Genomic DNA, 24,389 nt, shown 5'->3' on the forward strand with positions numbered 1-24,389 from the left:
GCCTCAGTAGCAAGAACCGTGTGCTCTTGTTTCTTACCTCCCGGGCACCGGTTCGGGTGTCGAGCGAATGGTGCCCCCGCGGAGTTTCGATCTCCGTACCCGCGGATTAAAAGTCCGCTGCTCTTCCGAGTGAGCTACGGGGGCGCGAGCCACTCTAGCGGAGGTATTGCCATGGTTGCGCACGCCCTGGCTCAATAAAGACGAGTCGCAGCGGCTACCACTGAGCTATGAAGCATGCTCAACATCTACTTCTGTGTTGGCATCGCCCTTCTCGGGCGTCGTCGGTTCAGGCCAGGAGGGCTGGCTGAACGTCGGTTCCCGCGTCATTCGGCCTCGCTCTAACGGCACGCGTGGAGTGCCGGTCGGCGCGGGCCCGTCGGCGGGCGTTGATAGCCCGGCCTCCTGCTTGGGGGTCCGGGGATCGATGAGAGCCATGGTGAGCCTGACCCCAGCGAGCCAAATTCGCCGCGGCGTTGCAGTCGCGGTCGGCGGAGTGCCCGCAATCACAGGTGAACACTCGATCGGCAAGCGTGAGATCGCTCCGGATGCGCCCGCATGCCGGACATAGCCGACTGGATGGATACCAGCGGTCGGCGACGGCAACGGTGCCGCCCCGCCAGGCCTGTTTGTACTGCACCAGCCGGGCGAATTCGGCCCAACCTGCGTCGGCGATGGCGCGGGCCAGCCGGTGGTTGCCCAGCATTCCTCGTACGTTCAGGTCTTCGATGACGAGCCGATCGTGTGTCTTGACCAGCGCGTTGGAAACCTGATGCAAAAAATGTCGGCGTACGTTCGCGACATGTTGGTGATGCCGCGCCAACTTGGCGGCGGCCTCGTGATGGTTCCGTGACCCCTTCTGCTTGCGTGACAACGCTTTCGCCAACCGTCGTTGCCGTACCAGCCCGGCGACGAGTGCTTTGGGGGCATCGGCGATTCGGGCAACTTCCTTTCCTTCGGTGGTCGCGGCGACCATGAATACTGACAAGCCCAGATCGACACCGACATATCCGGCGTCGTCGTCTGGGTCACGGGCCGGGTGCGTGGCGGTGGGGTGGAGATGGGCGGCCGCCACGCTCAACGACACCCACCAGCGGCCACCGCGCCGGCTGACGGTGGCGAACACGATCTTGGCGCGGTCTTTGGAAAGCATGCGCCGTAAGCGGCGGGTGTCGTCATGCACGCTGATCTGCCCGATGCCTGGCAGGGTGACCGAACGGTGTCGGCCATTGTCGCCGACTCGGATCGCCGGCGCACGGCCTTCGCGGTGCCTGTTACGCACCCGGAACGACGCCGTCCCGCTGGCCTTCTTCTTGAACTTCGGAAATCCGACTCGTCTGCCTTTTCGCCTGCCTGACCGTGAGTCGGACCAGGCTTTCAGTGCCTTCCCGAGGTCGACTGCCGCTGCTTCGAATACCTCCTGACATACTTCACGTCGCCAGAGCAGTCCGGTCACCGCCACCTCTGCCTCGCCATCTCTGCCGACTGCGATGACCCTGCCAGCGTCTTCGGTCATCTTCCACGCGTTGAACGCGTTGATCAGATCGAAGCCTGTCCACGGCACATCGACGCTGGTACTCGTCCTGCGTTGGTTGATCGCGGTCTTCACCATCGCTAGACACTGATTGAACGCGAAGCGGGCCGCTCCGGCATGCCGGGCCAACACTTCGCTCTGCTCGACCGATGGGTCGAGACAGAAACGGAATGCGGTGTGCCGGGACATGTGATGAGGATCGCACTACCGACCGACAAGTCTCCGTGGCGTTGAGAGCAGCCTCAACAGTTTGAGGATTGGGGTGCAGGTACCCTAAGCTATCGAGGCTCCCAACGACATGGCGTTGTGAGTACCCCGGAGAGATTCGGCTGGCCCCCTTCGTCTAGCGGCCTAGGACGCCGCCCTTTCAAGGCGGTAGCGCGGGTTCGAATCCCGTAGGGGGTACACGCGACCTACGTACGATGGGAGTCGCAGAGTAAGGCCCTGTGGCGCAGTTGGTTAGCGCGCCGCCCTGTCACGGCGGAGGTCGCGGGTTCGAGTCCCGTCAGGGTCGCCAGAACGGCGGGCATATCGGTTTTTCGCCGACCGGTGCCATCCGGCCAGGTAGCTCAGTTGGTACGAGCGTCCGCCTGAAAAGCGGAAGGTCGCCGGTTCGATCCCGGCCCTGGCCACCAGAATGGGTAGCGTGACGACCGCCGATTTCCGGCAGCGATTGCTCGACGCCCTCGAAGAGTGCATCGCCGACGAGGGCTACCCCAAGACCACCGTGGCCGACATCGTGCGCCGCGCCAAGACGTCGCGGCGCACCTTCTACGAGCATTTCGAGAGTAGGGACGCCTGCTTGGTCGCGCTGTTGACGGAAGCCAACGCCGACCAGGTGTCCCAGATCGCCGCCGCGGTCGACCCCGGGGCTCCGTGGCGCACCCAGGTGCGCCAGGCCATCGAAGCCTGGATCGCCTCCGGGGAGTCCCGGGCCGCGCTGACGCTCAGCTGGATACGCGACGTACCCTCGCTCGGCAGCGCTGCGCGCGCCCTGCAACGTGAAGCGATGGAGAACTTCATCGCGATGATTCACACTCTTGGCGACACCGGTGAGTTTCGCGCCGCGGGCATCGGACCCGTGTCACGCCAGCGGAGCATTATGCTGCTCGGCGGGCTGCGCGAGTTGGTCGCCATCACCGTGGAAGAGGGCGGTCGGATGATCGACATCGCCGACGAGGCCGTCCAGGCATCGATCGCGCTTCTCGCGCCCGCCGCACAGACCAACTGAGCCGTCGCCTTGTCAACGTCGGTACTAACACGTACCTTTGCGCTACCTGGGAGACTGCACGCAGGGGGAGATATGGGCAAACGTCGCATCACGATCAGCGGTCGTACCGCGGTCATCACCGGCGCCGCCTCGGGCATCGGCCGCGCGCTGGCGCAGCGGTTATCCGCGCACGGCTGTCCGGTGGCGATCGCCGACGTCGACGAACAAGGCCTGAAGGAGACCGAGGCCTCGTTGAGCGGGCCCACACTGCTGCGGGTGCTCGACGTGCGTGATGCGGCGGCCCAACGCGACTTCGCCGACCAGGTTCGGCAATGGGCGCCACAACCGATCGGCGCGGTGTTCAACAACGCCGGTGTGTCGGTGAACTCGACCGTGCTCGACGCGGTGCCCGAGGACGATCAGTGGCTCTGGGACATCAACTTTGGCGGTGTGGTCAACGGCACGCGAGCGTTCCTGCCGATCCTCGTCGAGCAGGACCAAGGCGTGATCGTCAACACGTCCAGCGTCTTCGGTCTCGTCGGTATGCCGGGCCAAAGCGCATACTGCTCAGCGAAATTCGCGGTGCGCGGGTTCACCGAAGCGCTGCGCCAGGAGTTGCGCGGCACCGGGGTCAGCGCGGTCACCGTGCATCCGGGCGGCGTCGACACCAACATCGTGCGCAACGCCCGTTACCGCAAGGATCCCGAGGGCCGCGGTCGTACCCAGGAGCAGATGGCAGAGGACTTCGCCGCCATCACGATGACCAAACCCGACGGCGCCGCCGAAGCCATCCATCGCGGGGTGGAGGCGGGTAAGGCGCGGATCCTCGTCGGGCCCGACGCCCAGATGTTCGACCTGCTTGGGCGGCTGGCGCCGACCCGTTACTACGACGCGCTGAAGTGGATGCAGCGTCGACGCAAAGCCTCGTAAGACATCACGTCGCGGTGGCTCGCGCGTGTTCGAACATCTCCGTGTCGTGTGCACAGACCAGCACCAGGTCCTGCTCGCCGCGCCGGTAGAGCTCGGCCAGCCGAGCGTGGTTGTCGCGCAGGCGCTTACGTTCGTATGCGACCGCCTTCTCGAAGGTGAGAAGCGCGCGCGGGCCGTGCGTGCTGCCGTCGACGGTGCCGCGGTGAAAGAAGGCGTCACCGCAGTGCAACAGCCAGCGGTTGCCGGCATCAACAGCGACGCAGGCGTGACCGCGGGTGTGCCCGGGCATCGAGACCAACACGATCCCCGCCGAGATGTCCGTCAGCGGCTTGGCCGCAGCGAAACCGCGCCAGCCCTCCCCGTCGGGTTCGTGCTCCACGATGGTGGCGCCGTGACTGCGTTGCACCGGCCGGAAGCGCATCCGCTCACGCAGCGAAGGCCGGTGTATCGCTCCGAGCGCTTCTGCTGCGGTGCAATGGATCATGGCCTGCGGGAAATCGGCGATGCCGCCGATGTGGTCGATGTCGAGGTGTGTCAAGACGATGTGGCGCACGTCGTCGCGCGCAAAGCCCAGCCGCTGAATCTGGCGGACGGCGCTTTCTCCGGGGTCGAACACCGGTCTGATGAGATGGCGGATCGGGCCGATGCGGCGGCGCGGATCGTCGCAGTCGGCCAACCCGTATCCGCTGTCGACAAGCACCAGACCGTTGTCGGTCTCCACCAGCAGCACATGGCAGACCAGTTCAGGGCAGCCTGGCGGATGCATGGTCCCGCAGTTGAGGTGGTGAACCCTCACAGTTGGTCAGTCCCGACCAGCGACAGCAGTTCGGCCCGACCGATCTGGGAGACCAAGCTCGCCGAGTCGAAGTAGATCCGCTCGTTGACGATGCGGTCACCGTCGAAGAAGAAGACCGCGGCGATCGGCACCCGAAACGCCTTACCGGTCGGCGGCAGACCGTAGAACTCGCCGAGATTGGTTCCCAGCAAGTCGAACTCGACAATCACGGTGTCGTCGGCGACGTGATAGCGCACATTGTCGTGGCGCTGGTCGGGAAATGCGGTGCGGGTGGTCCGGTAGTAGCCCATGACCTCGTCGTCACCGTCGAAAACCTGTCCGGTGGCCATGATCTCGTAGTGCGGATGCCCTTCGGAACCGGATCTGAACGTCGCCAACGTCCGGTCGAATTCCTTGGTCACCTCGGTGTCCATGTGCTCGCGGATCACCTCGAGACGGCGCTGCCGCAGGTCTTCGGTCATAGGTCGCACCCTACGGCCGCCGCAGCGGTCAGGCAGGCGAACTGAGCTCCGCAGCGGCCAACTGGTGACGACGCTGGCGCTCCATCGTGGCGAAGTAGAACGCGTAGGCGAAGACACAGCTGGTGAACAGGCTCGAGACGAAGAACAACCACGGATGGCGGATCCCGCGGCGCCGTCCGTCGATGATCGTGAACAGCGGCAGCAGGATCACGTTGATGATCGTGTAGTCCGCGCTGGCCGAACTGGCCGCCGGGTTCGTGTAGCCGAGCGCGATGAACTCCTGCCAGCTCCCCGGGCCCCAAATCGGGTTGGACCCCGCGGTCGCGTACTCGTTGACGAACTGAATGTTGTGGTACCACAACAGCGGAATCGACACGAGACCGACTGCCCAGAAGACGATTTCGACGGCGGAGAACCGCGGCCCGTCAGGCGGGCGACCGAAGATCTTGGGGTTGGAGGCGATGATGAACCAGACGACAGCGATACCCAGCACCGCGTGCACAAGGAGCGAAACCATGACGGGGAGTCTCCCACCAAACGCCGAAGTTTTGTCAATATTGACATAGTTGGTCTGCGGTAGCTTACCCAGATGGCCCGGCCAGCCCAGACCGCGCGCAGTGAGCGCACCCGTGAAGCGCTGCGCAAGGCCGCCCTCGTCCGGTTTCTCGCCCAGGGCGTCGAGGACACCTCCGCAGAGCAGATCGCCGCTGACGCCGGGGTTTCGCTGCGCACCTTCTACCGCCACTTCGCCTCCAAGCACGACCTGCTTTTCGCCGACTATGACGCAGGGCTGCAGTGGTTTCGGGCCGCGCTGGCGGCACGCGCACCCGACGAGCCGCTCATCGAATCCGTGCTCGCGGCGATTATGGCGTCGCCGTACGACGACTGGGCGGTGGTGCGCACCGCGGCCCTGCGTGCCCAAGAACTCGACTCCGATCGCATCGTCCGGCACATGCGGCAAGTCGAGACCGAGTTCGCCGACGCCATCGAGGACCACCTCATTCGGGACGACGCGCCGGCACCCGGCACCGACCAGCGCATGCGCATCACCGTCACCGCCCGGTGCATCGCGGCCGCGGTGTTCGGCGCGATGGAGGTCTGGATGGTCGGTTACAGCGGCCGTGAGAACTCGCTGCCCGAACTGGCGCGGCTGTGCCGGGAGGCGCTGGAAACGCTGCGGTCCGGTATCGGCGACGCCATCTGACGAGCAAGTTTTGTCAATATTGACAAAACATCGGGTTGCGTGCCAACCTCAGCCCATGACCGACTTCGACGCGATCGTCATCGGCGCAGGTCACAACGGATTGACTGCGGCAACCCTGCTGCAGAAGGCCGGCCGGCGCACGCTATGCCTGGACGCCAAGCTCTACGCCGGGGGCATGGCGTCCACTGTCGAGCTGTTCGACGGGTTCCAGTTCGAGATCGCCGGCTCGGTGCAGATCCCGACGTCGGCGACGGTGAGCCGGGAACTGGGGCTGGACGAACTACCGACCGTCGACCTGGATGTGATGTCGGTGTCGCTGCGCGGCGTCGGCGACGAGCCGTTCGTCTACTACACCGACCCAATCCAGCTGATGGGCCACGTGAACGAGGTGCACGGCGCGGAAGCCGTCAACGGAATGGCCGGGCTGATGGCGTGGTGCCAGGCGCCGACGCGGGCGTTGGGCCGCTTTGATGCCGGCCAGCAGCCCAAGACGCTGGACGAGATGTATACCTGCGCCACAAACGAATTCGAGCGGTCGGCGATCACCGACATGCTGTTCGGGTCGGTCACCGACGTCGTCGACCGGTATCTGCCCGACCGCGAGAAGCACGGCGCGTTGCGCGGCATGCTCGCATTGCTGGCGTGCAACACCACCTACCGCGGACCTGCCACACCCGGCACCGCCGCGGCCCTGGCGTACGGGTTCGCCGTGCCGGACGAGAACGCACTGCTGGTCAAGAAAGTGCGCGGCGGCATCGGCGCGCTCACCCAACATCTGTGCGGGGTCTTCACCACCAACGGCGGCGAGTTGCGGCTGCGCAGCAAGGTCGAGGAGATCACCGTCGTCGACGGCCGGGTCAGCGGCGTGCGCCTCGAGGACGGCTCGACCATCACCGCACCCGTCGTCGTCTCCGCCATCGCACCGGACTTCACGCTCACCGAACTGATCACCCCGGCCGCCGTGCCCGACGATGTGCGCCAACGGTTCTCTCGCATCGACCACCGCGGCAGCTACCTGCAGATGCACTTCGCGCTCGACGGCATCCCGAAGTTCGCGGCGCCATACGAACTGCTCAACGACCCGACGATGCAATCGAACATCGGTATCTTCAGCACGCCCGAGGAGTTGCAACAGCAGTGGGAGGACTGCCGCCGTGGCATCGTGCCGGCCGATCCCGCCATCGCGCTGCAGATCCCGTCGGTCAACGACCCGGGGTTGGCCCCTCCGGGTAAACACGCGGCCTCGGCGTTCTCGCTGTGGTTCCCCATCGAAGAAGCGCAGGCCAGCTACGGCGACATGAAGGTCGAGATGGGCCGACGCGTCATCGAGAAGATCACCCGGTTGGCGCCGAACTTCGAAAGCCTCATCACCCGGCACACCACGTTCACACCCAGACACATGGGCACCATGTTCGGCGCACCCGGCGGGGACTACTGCCACGGGCTGATCCACCCAGACCAGATCGGCCCCAACCGGCCCGGCCCGAAAGGCTATGTGGACCAACCCATTCCCATCGACGGGCTGTACCTGGGTAGTGCCGGATGCCACGGCGGGCCCGGTATCACGTTCATTCCCGGCTACAACGCGGCGCTGGCGGCGCTGGCCGACGCGCTCTGACGCACAGGCGCCGCGGCGGCCGTTTCGGATGCGTCTCGACGGGGAACGTCTTCCCGCATGGCACTGACAGTGGCCGTCACCGGACCGACCGGGGAGATCGGGCTCTCGGCGGTCGAGGCGCTGGAAGCCCATCCCGACGTCGAACAGATCATCGGGATGGCGCGCCGCCCCTTCGATCCGGCGGCACACGGATGGACCAAGGCGCGCTATCAGCAAGGCGATATCTTGGACCGCGATGCCGTTGACGCCCTGGTTGCCGGCGCCGACGTGGTTGTGCACCTGGCGTTCATCATCATGGGTTCGCGGGAGGAAAGCGCCCGCGTCAACCTCCAAGGCACCCGCAACGTGTTCGAGGCGACTGTGGCAGCGCAGCGGCCGCGACGGCTGGTGTACACCTCGTCAGTCGCCGCCTACGGCTATCACTCCGACAACCCGGTGCCCATCACCGAGGACGTGCCTGCGCGGGGGTCACCTGAGCACTACTACTCCGCGCAGAAGGCAGCGTGTGAGGCCACGCTGGCGGAGGTCACCGCGGGCTCCGATCTCGAGGTTTACGTGCTGCGGCCCTGCATCGTCGCGGGCCCGAAGGCGCCGGCGCTGGCCGACGCGATGCCGTGGAACCAGTTACCCGGGCCGATCAGGCGGATTCCGCAGGCCCTGCCGCTGTTGAAGCCCCCGTTTCCGGATCCCGGAACGCCGCTGCAGCTGGTCCACCACGATGACGTCGCGAGCGCAATCACACTGGCCGCCACCACGTCTGCGCCACCGGGTGCCTACAACATCGCCGGTGACGGCGTGTTATCCGTGTCGCAGATGGCGTCGGCGCTGGGAGCCCGGCCGGTGCGGGTTCCCCATGTCACTGTGACGGCCGCGTCGGAGGTGGTCGCCCGGCTGCCGTTCGTGCCGTCGGCGCTGGAGTGGCTGCACATCGGGCGGACGTCGGTGGTGATGGACACCGCCAAGGCGAAGTCACGGCTCGGGTGGACGCCGAAACACACTGCCGCCGATACACTGTCGGCCTTGGCGGACTCGCTCTAGCCGTCGTCGGTGTCCTCGGCGGGTCCGCTCGGAGTCGCGCCGCCTTCGTCGGACCAGTCGGCGCGGTCCTCGTTGCCCAGCCCGGGGTCGCTCAGCACGTCGTCGTCGGTGTCGGGCGGGCCGGCATTGGTTTCGACGGTGTCGGGGTTGTCCTTCTTCATGAGCGCCGAATACCCAGATTCAGCGTCCGCGACTCCCGGCACGCCGCCGCGACGCGACTCTGATCTCGCGAACTGCACACCAGGGTCGTGATCGATGCCCGGACCACAGCCCTCATGTACACCTCGCGAGGCGCAGCATCAGCGCGCCATCGTCGAATTCGGTGCGCTCCAGTCGGTGGAGACAAAGCGATGACGGATCAGCCAGTCGCCGTCGACGGGCACGAAAACGTCGCGGTAGCGGCCGAAATGGTCGATGCCGATCTCGGTGAAAACGGTGAAATAACATGCCACGCGCGCCTGTTGCGGTGTCACTTCGGTGAAGCTGATGTTCGCCACGTTGTGCCGCACGATGCGTTTGACGCTCGACGTCTCCGCTGCCGCGCTCGGGGCTGCGACGGCACCGCCGAGAAAGTCGACGATCGCGCGACGGCCGCTCACCGGTTCGGAGCCCCGCACCTCCAGTTCGCCGTCCTCACAGAACGCGCCAGCGAGGTCGTCGAGTCGCATCGCATCACCGGACCAGTTGTACCGCGCCAGCGTGTCTCTGATGCGTTCGCGGGCTGCCAAATCCCAAAGCTCCATGCCGCCAACCGTAACCGGGATAGGGTCTGGACATGGCCACCAAGGATTCCCGCGAGGTCGTGATCGAGGCGAGCCCCGCCGAAATCCTCGACGTCATCGCCGACGTGGAGTCCGCGCCGGACTGGTCGTCACAACACCAGGGCGCGGAGGTGCTCGACCGCGACGCCGACGGCCGGCCGGGCCGGGTACGCCTGAAGTTGAAGACCATGGGCATCTCCGACGAACAGGTCGTGCAGTACTCCTGGACCGACAACAGCGCGAGTTGGACGCTGCTCGAATCCAGCCAGCTCAGAACGCAGAGCGCGTCGTACACCCTCACTGCCGACGGTGACAAGACCAAGGTGCGCTTCGAGATCACCGTCGACCCGGCGGTGCCGATCCCGGGTTTCGTGCTCAAGCGCGCGATGAAGGGCGGTCTCGAAGCGGCCACCGACGGTCTGCGCAAACAGGTGCTCAAGGTCAAGAAGGGCCGCTAGACAGCGCTGAGGCTGAAGTCGGGGAATGCCGCGCGAAGCGGTTGCGCCGCTTCTAGGCTCTGTGGGTGGGGTTGAGGTGGCCGTTCATCGGCCGCACCGAACAGATGCGGACCATCGAGGCCGCCATCTCGGCCCCGGATGCCTGCGGAGTGCTCATCTGCGGTGCGCAGGGCGCGGGAAAGACGCGCATCGCCCGCGAGGCGCTGTCGACCCTTCCGCCGACCGTCTATGAGACGCGCTGGACGGCAGGGGCGGCGTCGGCGCGCTCGATTCCGCTTGGCGCCTTCACGGCGTGGGCCACGCGCGACGTCACCGACACCTTCGCGTTGCTGCACGGGGTGATCGATTCGCTGACCGCCACGTCGACGACGGCTACGGTGGTTCTCGGCGTCGACGACGTGTACCTGCTCGATGATCTTTCGACCTTCGTCCTGCATCAGATCGTGGTGCGGGGCGCGGCAAAGGTCATCCTCACCGTTCGCGACGGTGAGCCGATTCCGCCTGCGATACAGCAGATATGGACAAAGAGCCGGTTCGACCGCATCGACCTCGAACCACTGTCCCTGGACGAAACGACCGCATTGCTATCGGCGACGCTGAAGGGGCGGGTGGATGCCGAGGCCGCGCGACGGTTGTGGCGGCTGACGCGCGGCAACGTGTTGTATCTGCAGAATATCGTCGAGCAGGAGGTCGCAGGCGGCCGACTGGTCCGGGAGAACATGCGTTGGTGCTGGATCGGTGATCCCGTCATGCCGCCGGGGTTGGTCGAGTTGGTCGAGTCCCGCATCGGAAACCTGCCGGCGGCGGTTGGCGATGTGGTCGACGTCGTAGCCGTCGGGGAACCGATCGACCTCGCTGCCCTGGCCCGGATCACCGACGCGGCCGCCGTTGAGGAGGCCGAAACCCGCGGCCTTATCACCCTGGAGGCAGCGGGGGACGGTATCGAAGCGCGGGTGGCCCATCCGTTGTACGGCGAAGTGCGTCGCAGGCGCGCACCGCAAAGTCGGCTGCGACGGCTTCGTGGCCTGATCGCAACGGAACTCGCGGCCTCGGCTCATCCCGACGACATCCGAGGCGTCGTGCGCCGCGCGGCGTTGAGCACCGAATCTGACCTCACCCCGGACCCGGACCTGCTCACCAAGGCGGCGCACGGCGCGGTGTGGCTGGGGGAACTGACGCTCGCCGATCGCATCGCCGAAGCGGCGCGCAAGGCCGGTGCGGAACCTGAACCCAATTTCGTCCGCGCGCACGCGTTGTCGTGGCTGGGCCGTGGCGAAGACGCGGAGAATGTGCTCGCCGGCATCTGTGCCGACCAACTGACCGACCGCGACCGTGCCAAGTTGGCGTTTCTGCGGTCCAGCAACATGCTGTGGGCGCTCGGCAAACCCGGCAGAGCCAAAGGGATCATCGACGAGGCAGCGCGCCGCACAACGTTGGAAGCTCGCGCTTACGTCGACGCGTTCCTCACCGTCTACTGGTTCGCCACGGATCACCCCGACCGGGCGGCCGAGGTATCCAAACACCTTGCGCTGAAGGACCTTCCTGTCGTCGGAACGGAGGTGTCCTGGGTTCTTGTGCAGATCTCGGCAGATGCCGGGCGCTCGGCCGAGGCCGTTTCCAGCGCCGAGGCCGGATATGCCGTCGCCGCCCGAACCCTTGACGCCCCGCACATGAGGTTCAACATTGCCGACGCCGAAGTGAGCGCGTTGCTGCTGGCCGGGCACGTCAACCGGGCGCTCGAGGTGGCTGAGCGCACCCGTCAGCAGGCAGCAGATCTGCCGGGGGCGGCCTCACTGCTCGGCGCGGCCATCGCAGGTCGAGCCGCGCTCGGGGCCGGGGATCTGCAGACCGCCAGCGCGCTGCTGGAGTATGCGGTCGACGGGCTGTCGACGTCGCATCCGCTGGGTTGGGGCTACCGCTACCGCCTACCTCACGCGACGACGCTGGCGCTTTGCGGGTCGACAACCGAGGCAGCCGACGCGCTGGCCTTGGCCGAAAGGGTGCAACGCCGGTTTCGGTCGTTGGACTTCGAGCGGAGCCTCGCGCGGGCGTGGTTGGCCGCCGGTCATGGGCGCCGTCAGCGAGGGGATCGCCGACGTGTTGGCGGCTGCCGAAAGATGTTCGGTCAAAGGACAGTTCGGGTCAGAGGTGCTCTGTCTGCAAACCGCGACCCAGTTCGGTGACCGTACCTGCGCGCCGCGGTTGCACCAACTCGAGTCGATGGTCGACGGCCCGCGGGTGGGTCTGGCGGCGCGGTTCGCCGCTGCGCTGCGCGTCGGCGATCCGGGGCAACTCGCGTCGCTCTCAGAGGAATTCGAGGACATGGGCGACCGCGTCGCCGCGGTCGACGCGGCCGCCCACGCTACTCTCGCGTACCGACGCCAAGACAGACGCGGGTCGGCATTGGGATGCTCGGCGCGAGCGGAAGCTTTGGCGGCCCAATGTGGCATCAGCACTCCTGCGCTTCGTCAGGCGTCCGAAAAGCTGCCGCTGACCGACCGCGAAGCAGAGATCGTGATGCTCCTCGGTGAGGGACTGTCCAATCGGGCGATCGCCGAACGGCTGACGCTGTCCGTCCGGACTGTCGAGAGCCATATCTACCGGGCCATGACGAAGACCGACACCGCAAGTCGTGATGAACTGGCCAATATACTGCCGCGGCGCAACCGCAACGGCCGCTAGACAATCCGCATCACTGTCACCTCGGGGACGCCGTTGGTGAAGGTTGTGATCAGGGCCTTGCTGCCGTCGGCGCTCAATTCGACCGTGGGCGGCTGGGCCCCGGAGAAGGTGAGGGTGGTGCCGACCTGCCTGCCGGTGGTGGTGTTGATAGCCACCACCCGATAGGTGGATGTAAAGACGTTCACAACTGTCGCGGTCACGATGACGGCCCGGGTGCCATCCGGGGTCGATACCGTCGAGATCGGGCGGCCCGCCACGGCGACGGCCAGGCCAACCGGCTTACCGGTGCCGGTATTGAAAACCGTGAGCCGGGTCGTGTAACTGTTACCGAACAGTCTGTAGACGACGGTGTTGACCAATACGCGGGTGCCATCGGCGCTGAACGCCGGTTCTCGCCACACCCCGCCGGGAAGGGTGGTGCGCACGGCGCTGCCGGCAGCCGTGTTCACAACCGCCACTTGAGTGTTGCCGTCCTTCCCGGTGGTCGCGACGACGACGCGGCTGCCATCGTCGCTCATTTGCATATAGCCGTAGCCGCTGAACGTCAGCGTGTTGCCGACTTGATTGCCGGTGGCGGTGTTGATTACCGCGACCGAAGTGGTGTTGGTTGTGCTGGTGGTATGGCTTGTGGAGAACACGGCGCGGCTGCCGTCGGGGCTCACCAGAGCCCCGCCTAGTGCCTGGTGGCCGGTCAGGACCAAGCCGTTGCCGATCTGGGCGCCGGTGGCGGTGTTGATCACGCGGACCCGCATCGTGTTCGTGCTTGTTCGCCCATCGTATGAGTTGAGGCTGAGCAGAACATGGTCTGCGTTGGCGGTCACCGGAAGAACGGTGGATGATTCGCCGGTGAAGGTGAGGGTGGATCCCTTCTGCGTGCCGGTCGCGAGATTGATGACCGCGATGTGGGTGGTGTAGACCCCGGTGTTCTCGTCTCGGGTGTAGCCACTCAGTAGAGCGTGGCCGCCGTCATCACTCAACTGGACGGAGGTGGGCCCGCCGGCCAGCATGATCGTGGGGCTTGTCTGGGTTCCTGTGGCCAGATCGATCACCACGCCCCGTGTCGCATCGGCGTCGTAGGTGACGATCAAAGCCCGGGTGCCATCGTTGGTCACGACTGTGCCCGCCTGAAACCCCGGCAAGGTGATCGTGTTGCCGATCTGGTCTCCGGTGACGAGGTTGACCACGGCGGCCCAGGTGGTTTCGCTGCCGTCCCCTTCGATGGCATACGAGGTGATGACAGCGTGGGTGCGGTCGGTGTTCGCGAAGATACCTGACGGTGTGCCGGGCAAGGAGACGTCGATGGGGGGCCCACCCGGGTCGGCACTGAGCGGTGCGACGGGCACGGTGACGGTGACGGTTGCGGTGGCTTCGCCGTCGTTGGCGTTGACGACGAACGTGGCGGATTCCCGGCCCGGGGTTTGCGTGGCCTGTTCTCGTGCCGCTTGGGTCGGTGTGTACGTGTAGGTGCCGGTCGAAATGATGGTGACGGTGCCGCTGGAGGGCTGGGTCACGCTGTAGGACAGGGTGTCTCCGTCGGCGTCGGTGAAGTTGAGTGCTCCGCTGACCGCGCCGGTGGCGGTGTCGGGCGTGCCGACGGTCGGTGTGCCGCTCTGGGGCGCGGCGTTACCCTGGCGGACCAGTACACGCACGGTGCGGTCGGCGGCGTCGGCGATGTAGACGGTGCCGTCGGCGCCGACGGCGACGACGTGCCCACCGGTTCGGTCGGTGTCGATCGCCACGGTGCTGAGCAGAGTGGAGGTGGTGGTGTCGATCACCGACACGGTGCCGTTGGCATTGGCGACATAGGCGAACGCGCCGTCTGGGCTCAACGCCGCCGAACTCGGCGCGGGCCCGACGGAAATATGTTTCACTCCAGCGGCATTGATCACCGACACCGTGTTACTGCCGGTGTTGGCGACATACACCTTGCCGTCGGCGCCGAGCGCGACGCTGGACGGCTGCTTTCCGACGGCGACGGTAGCGGTGACGCTGAAGTTTGCCGTGTTGATCACCGATACCGTGTTGCTGGCGCGGTTGGCGACATACAGTCGGCCATCAGGACTGGCCGCCAGCGCGCTTGGTGAGGAACCCACCGAAATTGACTGAACCCCTGCTGCGTTCGGGTTGGTGTCGACCAGCGTGTTGGTGGTGGTGTTGATCACCGACACGCTCTTGCTGCCGCGGTTGGCCACATGCAGCCGGCCGTCGGAGCCGAAGGCCAGTGCGATGGGGGCGGCTCCGACCTTGATGTCCATCGATAAGGCGCTCGGGTTGGCGTCGACGCGCATATAGGTGACGGTGTCGACCACCGACACGGTGCCGCTGGCGGTGTTCGCCACATACAACCGTTTGCCATCGGGGCTGAGCGCCAACGCGCTTGGTGCCGCCCCCACCCGGATGTCCATCGAGGATGAAGTCGGACTGGCATCGATTCGTTGACCGGTCGCGGTGTTGATGACCGACACGGTGCCGCTGCCGGTGTTGGCCACGAACATCCGGCCGTCTGGACCGATCACCACACCGGAGGGGTTGACGCCGACCGGTATCGACGGCTTGGTCACAAACCGCGGCGCCGCCGCGGCAGCCGAAGTCTGTACTTCGTCGGCGATTTGGCCGTTGGGCGACGAACCGAATGGGCGTGGCCGGGCACCGAGGGCCAGCAGCGCCATTTCCAACGGCGAGTTCCTCGGCGCCGCTGGACTGTTGGGCGTCAGCGGAGCCCAGCCCGTTCTCGCCAACGCGGCCAGGACAACCGTGCTCAAAGGGCTGGGCGGATCGGACGGCGCGGTGTCGGCGGCCGAAATGGTTTGCGTCACAACCTTGACGGGCGCTACGGGAAGCGTGGTGGTCTCAAATGCCACCGGCTCCTTCTCGACAACAGCGGTGTCCGCGTCGTCAGCGACCGTGTCGGGCTGTGGTGGTGAGATTTCCTGCCACGAACGTTGAGCCGGCCGCACCACCGCGGTCACGTCCGCGTCCTCGTCCTGCGTACCCACCACCTCGAGCCTTTTTTGCCGCGTGTTCGATCGGCCCACCGGTTCCCTCGTCGCCGTGGCCGATTCCTCAGTGGCGTCGTCGAGTGCCGCGCCCTTAGTGCCCGACTTTGAGGTGTGCGCACCACCGGTGGAGATGGCCAGACCCCGCGGCACCCGCCGCACCAGCTCGCCCATCGGCGCCGAGAAGTCATGTCCGGCGCGGTCGGCCGAACCATCTCCGTCAGCGTCGGTCGATGCGGTCGGATCGTCGTCCGTGGTAGTCGTGGTAGTCGTGGTGGTGATGGCAGAGGCGTCTTGCGCTCCAGCAGTGTCGTCGGTCTGGCTGGTGCCCGCCGCGCTGGTAGCTGCCTCGCCCGAAGCTGCAGACCCGGTGTCGTCCGCCCATGCCGCCGCGGCAGACCCGAGCGAAACCGCGGCGCCGACCCCGAGCGCCACCGCCAAACCGCCGACACGTCCGATGACATGCGATGACTTCATGACAACCTCCCCGGTTCGCGCCTGTGGGAGATCGTGGCTCCGCTTGGACGCGACGGTCTCAGTAGCGCACCACTGCAAATTCGCGGGCTTCGGCCACCGACCACGTAGGGGACATGGCTAGATACCGGTGTCGGCCAACCCCTCGGGCCGGGCGATCCGGTGTTCAAAGCCGAGCGATTCGGCCATCGCGCGCTAGCACTCGCACAGTGCGCCGAAGACCTCGAGAGCGGGGAAGTGACCACATTTGGCAGGTCGCGCTACGTTGCTTCGGTGACGAACAGCGGACCCCTGGCCGGGGTAAAGGTCATCGAACTCGGCGGCATCGGGCCTGGACCGCACGCCGCGATGGTGCTGGCGGACTTGGGCGCCGACGTCGTGCGGGTGCGTCGACCCGGGGGACTGCAGATGCCGGCGGAAAACGTCGATCTGCTGCACCGCGGCAAGCGCGTCGTCGACCTCGACGTGAAGCAGGATCCGGCGGCGCTGCTGAACCTCGCCGCCAAGGCCGACGTGCTCATCGACGCGTTCCGCCCGGGCACCTGCGAGCGCCTGGGCATCGGGCCCGATGACTGCGCGGCCGTCAACCCGCGGCTCATCTTCGCCCGCATCACCGGGTGGGGGCAGCACGGACCGCTGGCGCACGCCGCCGGCCACGACATCAACTACCTGTCGCAGACCGGGGCGCTGTCGGCCATCGGGTTTCGTGACCGCCCGCCCGTCGCGCCGCTGAACCTGGTGGCCGATTTCGGTGGCGGGTCGATGCTGGTGCTGCTCGGCATCGTATCGGCGCTGTATGAGCGGGAGCGTTCCGGTAAGGGGCAGGTGATCGACGCCGCCATGGTCGACGGTGTCTCGATTCTGACCCAGATGGCGTGGACGATGAAGTCGACGGGCACGCTGCGGGACGAACGCGAGTCGTTCCTGCTCGACGGCGGCGCACCGTTCTACCGCACCTACGAAACCGCCGACGGCAAGTACATGGCTGTCGGGGCGATCGAACCGCAGTTCTACGCGCAACTGTTGGCCGGACTCGGGCTGAGTGCCGATGAACTTCCTCCACAGATGGACAGGGAGGCGTTTCCCGACGTGCACAACCTCTTCGCCGAACGGTTTGCGAGCAAGACCCGCGAGGAGTGGACCGAAGTCTTCGCCGGTACCGACGCATGCGTCACACCTGTGCTCACTTGGTCCGAAGCCGCGCAGAACGAGCATCTGCGCGCGCGGTCAACCATGGTGGCCGCCAACGGCGTCGACCAGGCGGCACCGGCGCCGCGATTCTCCCGCACACCGGCGCCGCCGATCGGCGCACCGCCCCAGTCGACCACCCCCATCGATGAGATTCGCTGGTAGCGTCAATTAGCTGTCAAACGCGGTACGCAAGCACGTGGTGTTAGCTACGATTTGCGCCATGGCGGTCCGCGCGTCGCGAGAAGTCGTCTTTGAAGCGCCCAAAGGCGCGATTCTCGATGCGCTCGCCGACATCGAAGCGGTGCCGTCGTGGTCGTCGGTGCACAAGTACGTCGAGGTGCTCGACCGGCACCCCGACGGACGTCCGCACCACGTCAAGGCGACGTTCAAGATCATGGGGATCACCGACAAGGAACTGCTCGAGTACCACTGGGGCGATGACTGGGTGGTCTGGGACGCCAAGGCCACGTTGCAGCAGCGCGGTCAGCACGGAGAGTACAACCTCACCCCGGTCGGGGAGGACCGCACGCGGGTGCGATTCGACATCGTGATCGACCTGGCCGCACCCATTCCCGAGTTTCTGCTGCGCCGGGCGAAGAAGATGGTGCTCGACGTCGCCACCGAGAACCTGCGCGAGCGAGTCAGCGCCCAAAGGGCCAAAAGTGCCCAAAGGGACAACCGGGCGGGAAAGTACGAGTAGATCGCGCCAAAACGCCGGTGTCGGCACCACGGCCTAATGCGGGCGCAGCACTTCTAGCCGGCGGATCGCTTCGTCGAGCGTGTCGTCGCGTTTGCAGAAAGCGAAGCGGACCAGATGGTTCCACGCGCCGGCGTGCTCGGCGCCCGGGTCGCAGAACGCCGACATCGGGATGGCCGCGACGCCGGCTCTATGCGGCAGCTGCGCGCAGAACTCGGTGCTGTCGTGGTAGCCGAGCGGACGCGGATCGGCGCACAGGAAGTAGGTGCCGAAGCTGTCGTGCACCGCGAAACCGATATCGGTCAATGCAGCGCCCAACCGGTTTCGTTTGGCCTGCAAGGAGTCCCGCAGTGCAGCGACCCAGGCATCCTCGGTGTTGAGCGCATGGGCCACCGCGGGTTGAAACGGTGCGCCGCTGACATAGGACAGGTACTGTTTGGCCGCGCGCACGCCAGCGATGAGATCAGCCGGGCCACAAGCCCAACCAATTTTCCAGCCGGTGACGTTGAACATCTTGGCAGCGCTGGAGATCGTCACGGTGCGGTCGGCCATTCCCGGATAGTTGGCCAGCGGCAGGTGCTCTCGGCCGTCGAACACCAGATGCTCGTAGACCTCGTCGGTGATCACCAACAGGTCCGCGTCGACGGCAAGCTGGGCCAGCGCCCGCAGTTCGTCGTCGCCGGCGACCATGCCCGTCGGGTTGTGCGGCGAATTGACAATCAGCGCCTTGGTTTTCGGGGTGATTGCGCGACACAGGCCGTCGATGTCGATGCGGAAGGTGCCGCCGTCTTGCAGCAGAGATACCGCGCGCCGCTGGCAACCGGCCATCGCGATGACGGGGGAGTAGGAGTCGTAGAACGGTTCGATCAATAACACTTCGGAGCCGGGTTCCACCAGCCCCAGCACCGCGGCGGCGATCGCCTCCGTGGCACCGACCGTCACGAGTACCTCGGTGTCCGAATCGTATTCGGTGCCGAAGCGCCGCCGTCGTTGCGCGGTGATCGCCTCACGCAGCGACGGGATACCAAGACCGGGCGGGTACTGGTTGACGCCATCGGCGATCGCGTCCTTCGCGACCTCGAGCATCGCCGGCGGGCCATCCTCGTCGGGAAAGCCCTGGCCCAGGTTCACTGCGTCGATGCGCGCGGCCAGCGCCGACATCTCGGCGAACACCGTCACCGCGTAAGGCTGTAGCCGACGAACCGTCACGGTTGTCGAGCGTAGCGCTGTGGCGAACGGGGGTTACCGACACGCGATTCGCGCCGCGATTTGTGTGCCGGTAACCCACGTTCGGCCGGATGCGGGCTGCTTAGGCTGCCCAACCAACAGGTTGGCCGAAACTGTTAGGCTGCGGGTAGCAGGACTACCGTCCGTTGGACAGGGCATCCCGTACGCCAACCTGAACAGGAAATATCTTCATGTCTGAAGAAGCCTTCATCTACGAGGCCATCCGCACACCCCGCGGCAAGAACAAGAACGGCGCGCTCAACGAGGTCAAGCCGATCGACCTGGTCACGGGTCTGATCGACGAGATGCGGCGGCGCTATCCCGACCTGGACGAGACGCTGATCAGCGACGTCATCCTCGGCGTCGTCTCCCCGGTCGGCGACCAGGGCGGCGACATCGCCCGCACCGCGGTGCTGGCCGCCGGTCTGCCGGAGACCACCGGCGGCGTGCAGCTCAACCGCTTCTGCGCCTCCGGGCTGGAAGCGGTCAACATGGCGGCGCAGAAGGTGCGCTCCGGCTGGGACGACCTGGTGCTCGCCGGCGGTGTGGAGTCGATGAGCCGCGTCCCGATGGGCTCCGACGGCGGCGCCTGGGCCACCGACCCGGATACCAACTACACCGTGGGCTTCGTGCCGCAGGGCATCGGCGCCGACCTGATCGCCACCATCGAGGGCTTCTCCCGCGAGGACGTCGACCGGTTCGCGCTGCGCAGCCAGGAAAAGGCCGCGGCGGCCTGGTCGGGTGGTTACTTCGCCAAGTCGGTGGTGCCGGTCAAGGACCGCAACGGCCTGGTCATCCTCGACCACGACGAGCACATGCGCCCCGACACCACCATGGAAGGGCTCGCCAAGCTCAAGACCGCGTTCGACGGCATCGGCGCGATGGGCGGCTTCGACGACGTGGCGCTGCAGAAGTACCACTTCGTGGAGAAGATCAACCACGTGCACACCGGCGGTAACAGCTCGGGCATCGTCGACGGCGCCGCTCTGGTGCTGATCGGCTCGGAGAGCGCAGGAAAGGCTCAAAATCTCACGCCGCGGGCCCGCGTGGTGGCCACCGCCACCAGCGGCGCCGACCCGGTCATCATGCTGACGGGCCCGACGCCGGCGACCCAGAGGGTGCTCGACCGCGCGGGTCTGACCGTCGACGACATCGACCTGTTCGAGCTCAACGAGGCGTTCGCATCGGTGGTGCTGAAATTCCAGAAGGACCTGGGCATCCCCGACGAGAAGCTCAACGTCAACGGTGGCGCCATCGCGATGGGTCACCCGCTGGGCGCCACCGGCGCCATGATCACCGGAACCATGGTCGACGAGCTCGAGCGCCGCGGTGCGCGACGCGCGCTGATCACGTTGTGCGTGGGCGGCGGCATGGGCGTGGCCACCATCATCGAGAGGGTTTAACAGCAATGGCAGAGAACACCATTCAGTGGGACAAGGATGCCGACGGCATCGTCACCCTGACGTTGGACGACCCGACCGGCTCGGCCAACGTGATGAACGAGCACTACAAGGCTTCGATGCATGAGGCCGTTGAAAAATTGGCACGGCTTGTCGCAGACGACCCCGCTTCGATCACCGGTGTCGTCATCACCAGCGCCAAGAAGACCTTCTTCGCCGGCGGTGACCTCAAGGGCATGATGAACGTCGGCCCGGACAACGCCGCCGACGCGTTCGAAGAGGTCGAGTTCATCAAGGCCGACCTGCGCAAGCTGGAGACGCTGGGCAAGCCCGTCGTCGCCGCCATCAACGGCGCCGCGCTCGGCGGCGGACTGGAGATCGCGCTGGCGTGTCATCACCGCATCGCCGCAGACGTCAAGGGTTTGGTGATCGGCCTGCCCGAGGTCACCCTCGGCCTGCTGCCCGGCGGTGGCGGCGTCGTCCGCACCGTGCGGATGTTCGGCATCCAGAAGGCGTTCATGGAGGTGCTGAGCCAGGGCACCAGGTTCAAGCCGGCCAAGGCCAAGGACATCGGACTGATCGACGAATTGGTCGACAGCGTCGAGGAATTGGTGCCCGCGGCCAGGGCCTGGATCAAGGCTGAAATCTCTGAGCACCCCGATGGCACATCCCAGCCGTGGGACGCCAAAGGTTACAAGATGCCCGGCGGCACGCCGAGCAGCCCGGGCCTGGCCAGCATCCTGCCGTCGTTCCCAGCGCTGCTGAAAAAGCAGCTCAAGGGCGCGCCGATGCCGGCGCCGCGGGCGATCCTCAACGCCGCGGTCGAGGGCGCGCAGGTCGACTTCGACACCGCATCACGCATCGAGAGCCGCTACTTCACGTCGCTGGTGACCGGCCAGGTCGCCAAGAACATGATCCAGGCGTTCTTCTTCGATCTGCAGACCATCAACGGCGGCGGATCGCGACCCGACGGGATCGACAAGACGCTGCCGACCAAGATCGGTGTGCTCGGCGCCGGGATGATGGGCGCCGGCATCGCCTACGTGTCGGCCAAGGCCGGCTTCGACGTCGTGCTCAAGGACGTGTCCCTGGAGGCCGCACAGAAGGGCAAGGGCTACAGCGAAAAGCTGGAAGCAAAGGCGCTCGAGCGGGGCAAGACCACCGAAGAGAAATCCAAGGCGCTGCTCGACCGCATCACCCCGACCGGCGATCCTGCCGACCTGAAGGGCGTCGACTTCGTCATCGAGGCCGTCTTCGAGAACCAGGAACTCAAGCACAAGGTGTTCCAGGAGATCGAGGACATCGTCGAGCCCAACGCGCTGCTCGGCTCGAACACCTCCACGCTGCCGATCACCGGGCTGGCCACCGGGGTCAAGCGACAGGAGGACTTCATCGGCATCCACTTCTTCTCGCCGGTGGACAAGATGCCGCTGGTGGAAATCATCAAGGGCGAGAAGACATCTGATGAAGCCCTGGCCCGGGTGTTCGACTACACGCTGGCCATCGGCAAGACGCCGATCGTCGTCAACGACAGCCGTGGCTTTTTCACCAGCCGCGTCATCGGCACCTTCGTCAACGAGGCGCTGGCCATGCTCGGCGAGGGTGTCGAGGCGGCCAGCATCGAGGCCGCGGGTTCGCAGGCCGGCTACCCGGCGCCGCCGCTGCAGTTGTCCGACGAGCTCAACCTCGAGCTGATGCAGAAGATCGCGACCGAGACCCGCAAGAGCACCGAGGCCGCCGGCGGCAGCTACGAGCCGCACCCGGCCGAAGCTGTCGTCAACAAGATGATCGAGATCGGGCGGCCCAGCCGCTTGAAGGGCGCCGGCTTCTACGAGTACGTCGACGGTAAGCGCACCGGTCTGTGGCCGGGACTGCGGGAGACGTTCAACTCCGGCAGCGCCGATATTCCGCTGCAGGACATGATCGACCGCATGCTGTTCGCCGAGGCGCTGGAGACCCAGAAGTGCCTCGACGAGGGCGTTCTCACGTCGACGGCCGACGCGAACATCGGCTCCATCATGGGCATCGGCTTCCCGCCGTGGACCGGTGGTAGCGCGCAGTTCATCGCCGGCTACGAAGGCCCGGGCGGTGTCGGCAAGGAGGCGTTCGTCGCACGGGCCAAGGAGTTGGCCGCCCGCTACGGCGAGCGGTTCAGCCCGCCGGACTCGCTGACGTAGCCAAGAGACGGGCCGAGCGCTCGTCGGCTGTCGGGGCGTGAACCCCGCTAAATTGTTGGTCGTGTCCGAAAGCTTCACCGAAACCTTCGCGGCCGGGCTGGCGAGTTACGGCGACCAACCCTGCATCCAATACGACGGCAGCTGGTACTCCGGTGACGAGATCACCGCCTACATGCGCGCGATCGCCGACGCGTTGCGCGATGCGCGGGTGGCCGACGGTGCCCCGGTCGGGTTGGTGGTGCGCAACCGGCTGCCGCACGCCGCGGCGATCATCGGCTTCCTCGCCGCGGGCCGGCCGGTGTCGATGATCTACTCGTTTCAGTCGCCCGAAGCCATCGGCCGTGACATCGAAGCGCTGCGCTTGTCCGCCGTCGTCGCCGACATCGAGGACTGGACCGACCCGGTCATCGCCGCCGCCGAGCGGGCCGGCAGCGCCGCAGTCGCGATCTCCCTGCAGCCACCGACCGTCGCCGGCCTCAGCCGTCGCGACGAAGGCTGCGCGCACGCCGAGGCCGAACCCGATGTGGCGCTGCAGATCCTGACCAGCGGCACCACCGGGCCGCCGAAACGACAGTCGATCAGAACACCCGTGCTGCAGCGCACCGTATTCAGCGTCACCAGCGGAGAGAACGCCCCAACCGACGCGCCACCCGAACTTGCCTACTGGCAGTTCGGCGGCATCGGGGTGTGCCAACTGGTCGCAGGCATCCACAACGGCAGGCGGATCGTGCTGCTGGAGCGGTTCAGTGTCGACGGTTTCGTCGCCGCGGTCAAGGAGCACCGCATCACACGTTCGGGTGTGCAACCGGCGGTGATCCGCATGCTGCTCGACGCCGACGTCGCCAAGGAGGACCTGGCGTCGCTGGAAGTCCTGATCAGCGCATCAGGTCCGTTGGACCCCGAGATACGCGACGAGTTCGAGGCGCGGTACGGCATTCCTATCGTGTTGGCTTACGGTGCAACGGAATTCGCAGGGTCGCTGTGCGCGTGGACGCCCGATATGCAAGCCGAGTTCGGCGCATCCAAACGCCACAGCGTCGGCAGGGCGCTGCCGGACACCCAACTACGCGTCGTCGACCCCGAAACCGGCTTCGAGCTGGCACCGGGTGAGCAGGGGCTGCTGGAGGCCAAGGTCGCCCCGATCGGACCCGACTGGATCCGTACCACCGACATCGCCTCGATCGACGTCGACGGTTTCGTGACCCTGCACGGGAGAGCCGACGGCGCGATCAATAGGGGCGGATTCAAGGTGCAGCCGGAAACGGTTCGGCACGTGCTGATCTCGCATCCCGCCGTGCGTGACGCCTGCGTCGTCGGGGTGCCCGACGCACGGCTCGGGGAGGTGCCGTTCGCGGCGATCGAAGTTGCCGACGGAGCTACTGCTCCCTCCGAGGCGGAGCTTGCCGCCTTGGTACGTGCGCAGCTGCCCGTCTACAACGTGCCGGTGGCGTTCACTGTCGTCGACGAGTTGCCGCGCAACCCGGCGCTGAAGGTCAGCCTGCCCGCCGTCGCTCAGCTTTACCGGCCTCGCTGAAATC

At 66.3% G+C, this 24,389-nt stretch carries 21 protein-coding genes and 4 tRNA genes; 16 read left to right on the forward strand and 9 right to left on the reverse strand.

All coding sequences use genetic code 11. The annotated features are described in order from the left end of the window. Positions 1 to 68 precede the first annotated feature (68 nt). Positions 69 to 144: transfer RNA gene (locus ABQF13_RS15475), tRNA-Lys, on the reverse strand. Positions 145 to 286: 142 nt separating this feature from the next. Beyond that, complete coding sequence (locus tag ABQF13_RS15480) at positions 287 to 1,720, reverse strand: RNA-guided endonuclease InsQ/TnpB family protein (protein WP_448393652.1); 1,434 nt, start codon at positions 1,718 to 1,720, stop codon at positions 287 to 289. A 143-nt stretch (positions 1,721 to 1,863) separates the two neighbouring features. Between ABQF13_RS15480 and ABQF13_RS15485 the strand changes: the two genes are divergently transcribed. The 5 genes from ABQF13_RS15485 (at position 1,864) to ABQF13_RS15505 (ending at position 3,671) form a co-directional block, all read left to right on the forward strand. Then, positions 1,864 to 1,936 (forward strand) — tRNA-Glu (locus tag ABQF13_RS15485). A gap of 35 nt (positions 1,937 to 1,971) precedes the next feature. Next, a tRNA-Asp gene (locus tag ABQF13_RS15490) sits at positions 1,972 to 2,048 on the forward strand. A gap of 41 nt (positions 2,049 to 2,089) precedes the next feature. Further along, positions 2,090 to 2,166: transfer RNA gene (locus ABQF13_RS15495), tRNA-Phe, on the forward strand. A 2-nt stretch (positions 2,167 to 2,168) separates the two neighbouring features. Next, the gene (locus ABQF13_RS15500) at positions 2,169 to 2,762 is read left to right on the forward strand and encodes a TetR/AcrR family transcriptional regulator (protein ID WP_448393653.1); all 594 of its coding nucleotides are present in this window, start codon (positions 2,169 to 2,171) and stop codon (positions 2,760 to 2,762) included. 72 nt (positions 2,763 to 2,834) lie between these two features. Further along, complete coding sequence (locus tag ABQF13_RS15505) at positions 2,835 to 3,671, forward strand: SDR family NAD(P)-dependent oxidoreductase (protein WP_448393654.1); 837 nt, start codon at positions 2,835 to 2,837, stop codon at positions 3,669 to 3,671. Positions 3,672 to 3,675: 4 nt separating this feature from the next. On the opposite strand, the gene ABQF13_RS15510 is transcribed toward ABQF13_RS15505, so the two are convergent. From ABQF13_RS15510 to ABQF13_RS15520, 3 genes are read right to left on the reverse strand one after another with little or no spacing between them, the layout of a single operon-like run. Further along, the gene (locus ABQF13_RS15510) at positions 3,676 to 4,467 is read right to left on the reverse strand and encodes an MBL fold metallo-hydrolase (protein ID WP_448393655.1); all 792 of its coding nucleotides are present in this window, start codon (positions 4,465 to 4,467) and stop codon (positions 3,676 to 3,678) included. Continuing rightward, positions 4,464 to 4,928 carry an ester cyclase gene (locus tag ABQF13_RS15515; RefSeq protein ID WP_448393656.1) on the reverse strand — a complete coding sequence of 155 codons (465 nt, stop codon included), beginning with the start codon at positions 4,926 to 4,928 and terminating at the stop codon, positions 4,464 to 4,466. The genes ABQF13_RS15510 and ABQF13_RS15515 overlap by 4 nt, the downstream gene beginning before the upstream one ends. A 28-nt stretch (positions 4,929 to 4,956) precedes the next feature. Continuing rightward, on the reverse strand, positions 4,957 to 5,445 hold the full coding sequence (locus ABQF13_RS15520) for a DUF2834 domain-containing protein (RefSeq protein WP_448393657.1): 489 nt from the start codon (positions 5,443 to 5,445) through the stop codon (positions 4,957 to 4,959). A gap of 72 nt (positions 5,446 to 5,517) precedes the next feature. Here ABQF13_RS15520 and ABQF13_RS15525 point away from each other — a divergent pair, with 72 nt between their 5' ends. From ABQF13_RS15525 to ABQF13_RS15535, 3 genes are read left to right on the forward strand one after another with little or no spacing between them, the layout of a single operon-like run. Beyond that, positions 5,518 to 6,132 (forward strand): TetR/AcrR family transcriptional regulator, encoded by a 615-nt coding sequence (locus ABQF13_RS15525; RefSeq protein ID WP_448393658.1) that lies wholly within the window; start codon positions 5,518 to 5,520, stop codon positions 6,130 to 6,132. Positions 6,133 to 6,187: 55 nt separating this feature from the next. Then, entirely contained in the window at positions 6,188 to 7,750 is a 1,563-nt protein-coding gene (locus ABQF13_RS15530) for a phytoene desaturase family protein (protein ID WP_448393659.1), read from the forward strand. A gap of 57 nt (positions 7,751 to 7,807) precedes the next feature. Beyond that, on the forward strand, positions 7,808 to 8,788 hold the full coding sequence (locus ABQF13_RS15535; RefSeq protein ID WP_448393660.1) for an NAD-dependent epimerase/dehydratase family protein: 981 nt from the start codon (positions 7,808 to 7,810) through the stop codon (positions 8,786 to 8,788). Here the strand turns inward: ABQF13_RS15535 and ABQF13_RS15540 are convergent. Both ABQF13_RS15540 and ABQF13_RS15545 read right to left on the reverse strand, forming a co-directional pair. Continuing rightward, positions 8,785 to 8,949: a hypothetical protein gene (locus ABQF13_RS15540; RefSeq protein WP_448393661.1), complete on the reverse strand. Its 165-nt coding sequence runs from the start codon at positions 8,947 to 8,949 to the stop codon at positions 8,785 to 8,787. The two genes, ABQF13_RS15535 and ABQF13_RS15540, sit on opposite strands and share 4 nt — an antisense overlap. 138 nt (positions 8,950 to 9,087) lie before the next feature. After that, positions 9,088 to 9,531 carry a nuclear transport factor 2 family protein gene (locus tag ABQF13_RS15545; protein WP_448393662.1) on the reverse strand — a complete coding sequence of 148 codons (444 nt, stop codon included), beginning with the start codon at positions 9,529 to 9,531 and terminating at the stop codon, positions 9,088 to 9,090. Positions 9,532 to 9,563: 32 nt separating this feature from the next. Between ABQF13_RS15545 and ABQF13_RS15550 the strand changes: the two genes are divergently transcribed. The 3 genes from ABQF13_RS15550 to ABQF13_RS15560 all read left to right on the forward strand — a co-directional run bounded on the left by ABQF13_RS15550 (position 9,564) and on the right by ABQF13_RS15560 (position 12,689). After that, positions 9,564 to 10,007 carry an SRPBCC family protein gene (locus ABQF13_RS15550; RefSeq protein ID WP_448393663.1) on the forward strand — a complete coding sequence of 148 codons (444 nt, stop codon included), beginning with the start codon at positions 9,564 to 9,566 and terminating at the stop codon, positions 10,005 to 10,007. A gap of 65 nt (positions 10,008 to 10,072) precedes the next feature. Then, positions 10,073 to 12,190 carry an ATP-binding protein gene (locus tag ABQF13_RS15555; protein ID WP_448393664.1) on the forward strand — a complete coding sequence of 706 codons (2,118 nt, stop codon included), beginning with the start codon at positions 10,073 to 10,075 and terminating at the stop codon, positions 12,188 to 12,190. Between the two features lie 37 nt (positions 12,191 to 12,227). Next, entirely contained in the window at positions 12,228 to 12,689 is a 462-nt protein-coding gene (locus ABQF13_RS15560; protein ID WP_448393665.1) for a response regulator transcription factor, read from the forward strand. Here ABQF13_RS15560 and ABQF13_RS15565 read toward each other — a convergent pair. Then, positions 12,686 to 16,162 carry a beta-propeller fold lactonase family protein gene (locus ABQF13_RS15565; RefSeq protein ID WP_448393666.1) on the reverse strand — a complete coding sequence of 1,159 codons (3,477 nt, stop codon included), beginning with the start codon at positions 16,160 to 16,162 and terminating at the stop codon, positions 12,686 to 12,688. The two genes, ABQF13_RS15560 and ABQF13_RS15565, sit on opposite strands and share 4 nt — an antisense overlap. A gap of 270 nt (positions 16,163 to 16,432) precedes the next feature. Here ABQF13_RS15565 and ABQF13_RS15570 point away from each other — a divergent pair, with 270 nt between their 5' ends. Continuing rightward, positions 16,433 to 17,512, forward strand: coding sequence for a CaiB/BaiF CoA transferase family protein (locus ABQF13_RS15570; RefSeq protein WP_448393667.1), 1,080 nt, complete (start codon positions 16,433 to 16,435; stop codon positions 17,510 to 17,512). A 58-nt stretch (positions 17,513 to 17,570) separates the two neighbouring features. After that, positions 17,571 to 18,050 (forward strand): SRPBCC family protein, encoded by a 480-nt coding sequence (locus tag ABQF13_RS15575; RefSeq protein WP_448393668.1) that lies wholly within the window; start codon positions 17,571 to 17,573, stop codon positions 18,048 to 18,050. Between the two features lie 33 nt (positions 18,051 to 18,083). On the opposite strand, the gene ABQF13_RS15580 is transcribed toward ABQF13_RS15575, so the two are convergent. After that, the gene (locus ABQF13_RS15580) at positions 18,084 to 19,256 is read right to left on the reverse strand and encodes a pyridoxal phosphate-dependent aminotransferase (protein WP_448393669.1); all 1,173 of its coding nucleotides are present in this window, start codon (positions 19,254 to 19,256) and stop codon (positions 18,084 to 18,086) included. A 209-nt stretch (positions 19,257 to 19,465) separates the two neighbouring features. Here ABQF13_RS15580 and ABQF13_RS15585 point away from each other — a divergent pair, with 209 nt between their 5' ends. The 3 genes from ABQF13_RS15585 to ABQF13_RS15595 all read left to right on the forward strand — a co-directional run bounded on the left by ABQF13_RS15585 (position 19,466) and on the right by ABQF13_RS15595 (position 24,385). Continuing rightward, positions 19,466 to 20,677 (forward strand): acetyl-CoA C-acetyltransferase, encoded by a 1,212-nt coding sequence (locus ABQF13_RS15585; protein WP_448393670.1) that lies wholly within the window; start codon positions 19,466 to 19,468, stop codon positions 20,675 to 20,677. Positions 20,678 to 20,682: 5 nt separating this feature from the next. Beyond that, on the forward strand, positions 20,683 to 22,851 hold the full coding sequence (locus ABQF13_RS15590) for a 3-hydroxyacyl-CoA dehydrogenase NAD-binding domain-containing protein (RefSeq protein WP_448393671.1): 2,169 nt from the start codon (positions 20,683 to 20,685) through the stop codon (positions 22,849 to 22,851). A gap of 61 nt (positions 22,852 to 22,912) precedes the next feature. Further along, positions 22,913 to 24,385 carry a class I adenylate-forming enzyme family protein gene (locus ABQF13_RS15595; protein ID WP_448393672.1) on the forward strand — a complete coding sequence of 491 codons (1,473 nt, stop codon included), beginning with the start codon at positions 22,913 to 22,915 and terminating at the stop codon, positions 24,383 to 24,385. The last annotated feature ends 4 nt before the right edge of the window (positions 24,386 to 24,389 follow it).

This window comes from Mycolicibacterium sp. XJ879, from assembly GCF_053483935.1.

What these genes read in the sequence shown, in the direction of transcription:
- ABQF13_RS15500 (WP_448393653.1), top strand. Translation starts at nt 2,169, where the DNA reads ATGGGTAGCGTGACGACCGCCGATTTCCGGCAGCGATTGCTCGACGCC.
- ABQF13_RS15575 (WP_448393668.1), top strand. Translation starts at nt 17,571, where the DNA reads ATGGCGGTCCGCGCGTCGCGAGAAGTCGTCTTTGAAGCGCCCAAAGGC.
- ABQF13_RS15585 (WP_448393670.1), top strand. Translation starts at nt 19,466, where the DNA reads ATGTCTGAAGAAGCCTTCATCTACGAGGCCATCCGCACACCCCGCGGC.
- ABQF13_RS15590 (WP_448393671.1), top strand. Translation starts at nt 20,683, where the DNA reads ATGGCAGAGAACACCATTCAGTGGGACAAGGATGCCGACGGCATCGTC.
- ABQF13_RS15515 (WP_448393656.1), bottom strand. Translation starts at nt 4,928, where the DNA reads ATGACCGAAGACCTGCGGCAGCGCCGTCTCGAGGTGATCCGCGAGCAC.
- ABQF13_RS15560 (WP_448393665.1), top strand. Translation starts at nt 12,228, where the DNA reads ATGGTCGACGGCCCGCGGGTGGGTCTGGCGGCGCGGTTCGCCGCTGCG.
- ABQF13_RS15535 (WP_448393660.1), top strand. Translation starts at nt 7,808, where the DNA reads ATGGCACTGACAGTGGCCGTCACCGGACCGACCGGGGAGATCGGGCTC.
- ABQF13_RS15565 (WP_448393666.1), bottom strand. Translation starts at nt 16,162, where the DNA reads ATGAAGTCATCGCATGTCATCGGACGTGTCGGCGGTTTGGCGGTGGCG.
- ABQF13_RS15540 (WP_448393661.1), bottom strand. Translation starts at nt 8,949, where the DNA reads ATGAAGAAGGACAACCCCGACACCGTCGAAACCAATGCCGGCCCGCCC.
- ABQF13_RS15480 (WP_448393652.1), bottom strand. Translation starts at nt 1,720, where the DNA reads ATGTCCCGGCACACCGCATTCCGTTTCTGTCTCGACCCATCGGTCGAG.
- ABQF13_RS15530 (WP_448393659.1), top strand. Translation starts at nt 6,188, where the DNA reads ATGACCGACTTCGACGCGATCGTCATCGGCGCAGGTCACAACGGATTG.
- ABQF13_RS15520 (WP_448393657.1), bottom strand. Translation starts at nt 5,445, where the DNA reads ATGGTTTCGCTCCTTGTGCACGCGGTGCTGGGTATCGCTGTCGTCTGG.
- ABQF13_RS15550 (WP_448393663.1), top strand. Translation starts at nt 9,564, where the DNA reads ATGGCCACCAAGGATTCCCGCGAGGTCGTGATCGAGGCGAGCCCCGCC.
- ABQF13_RS15545 (WP_448393662.1), bottom strand. Translation starts at nt 9,531, where the DNA reads ATGGAGCTTTGGGATTTGGCAGCCCGCGAACGCATCAGAGACACGCTG.
- ABQF13_RS15525 (WP_448393658.1), top strand. Translation starts at nt 5,518, where the DNA reads ATGGCCCGGCCAGCCCAGACCGCGCGCAGTGAGCGCACCCGTGAAGCG.
- ABQF13_RS15505 (WP_448393654.1), top strand. Translation starts at nt 2,835, where the DNA reads ATGGGCAAACGTCGCATCACGATCAGCGGTCGTACCGCGGTCATCACC.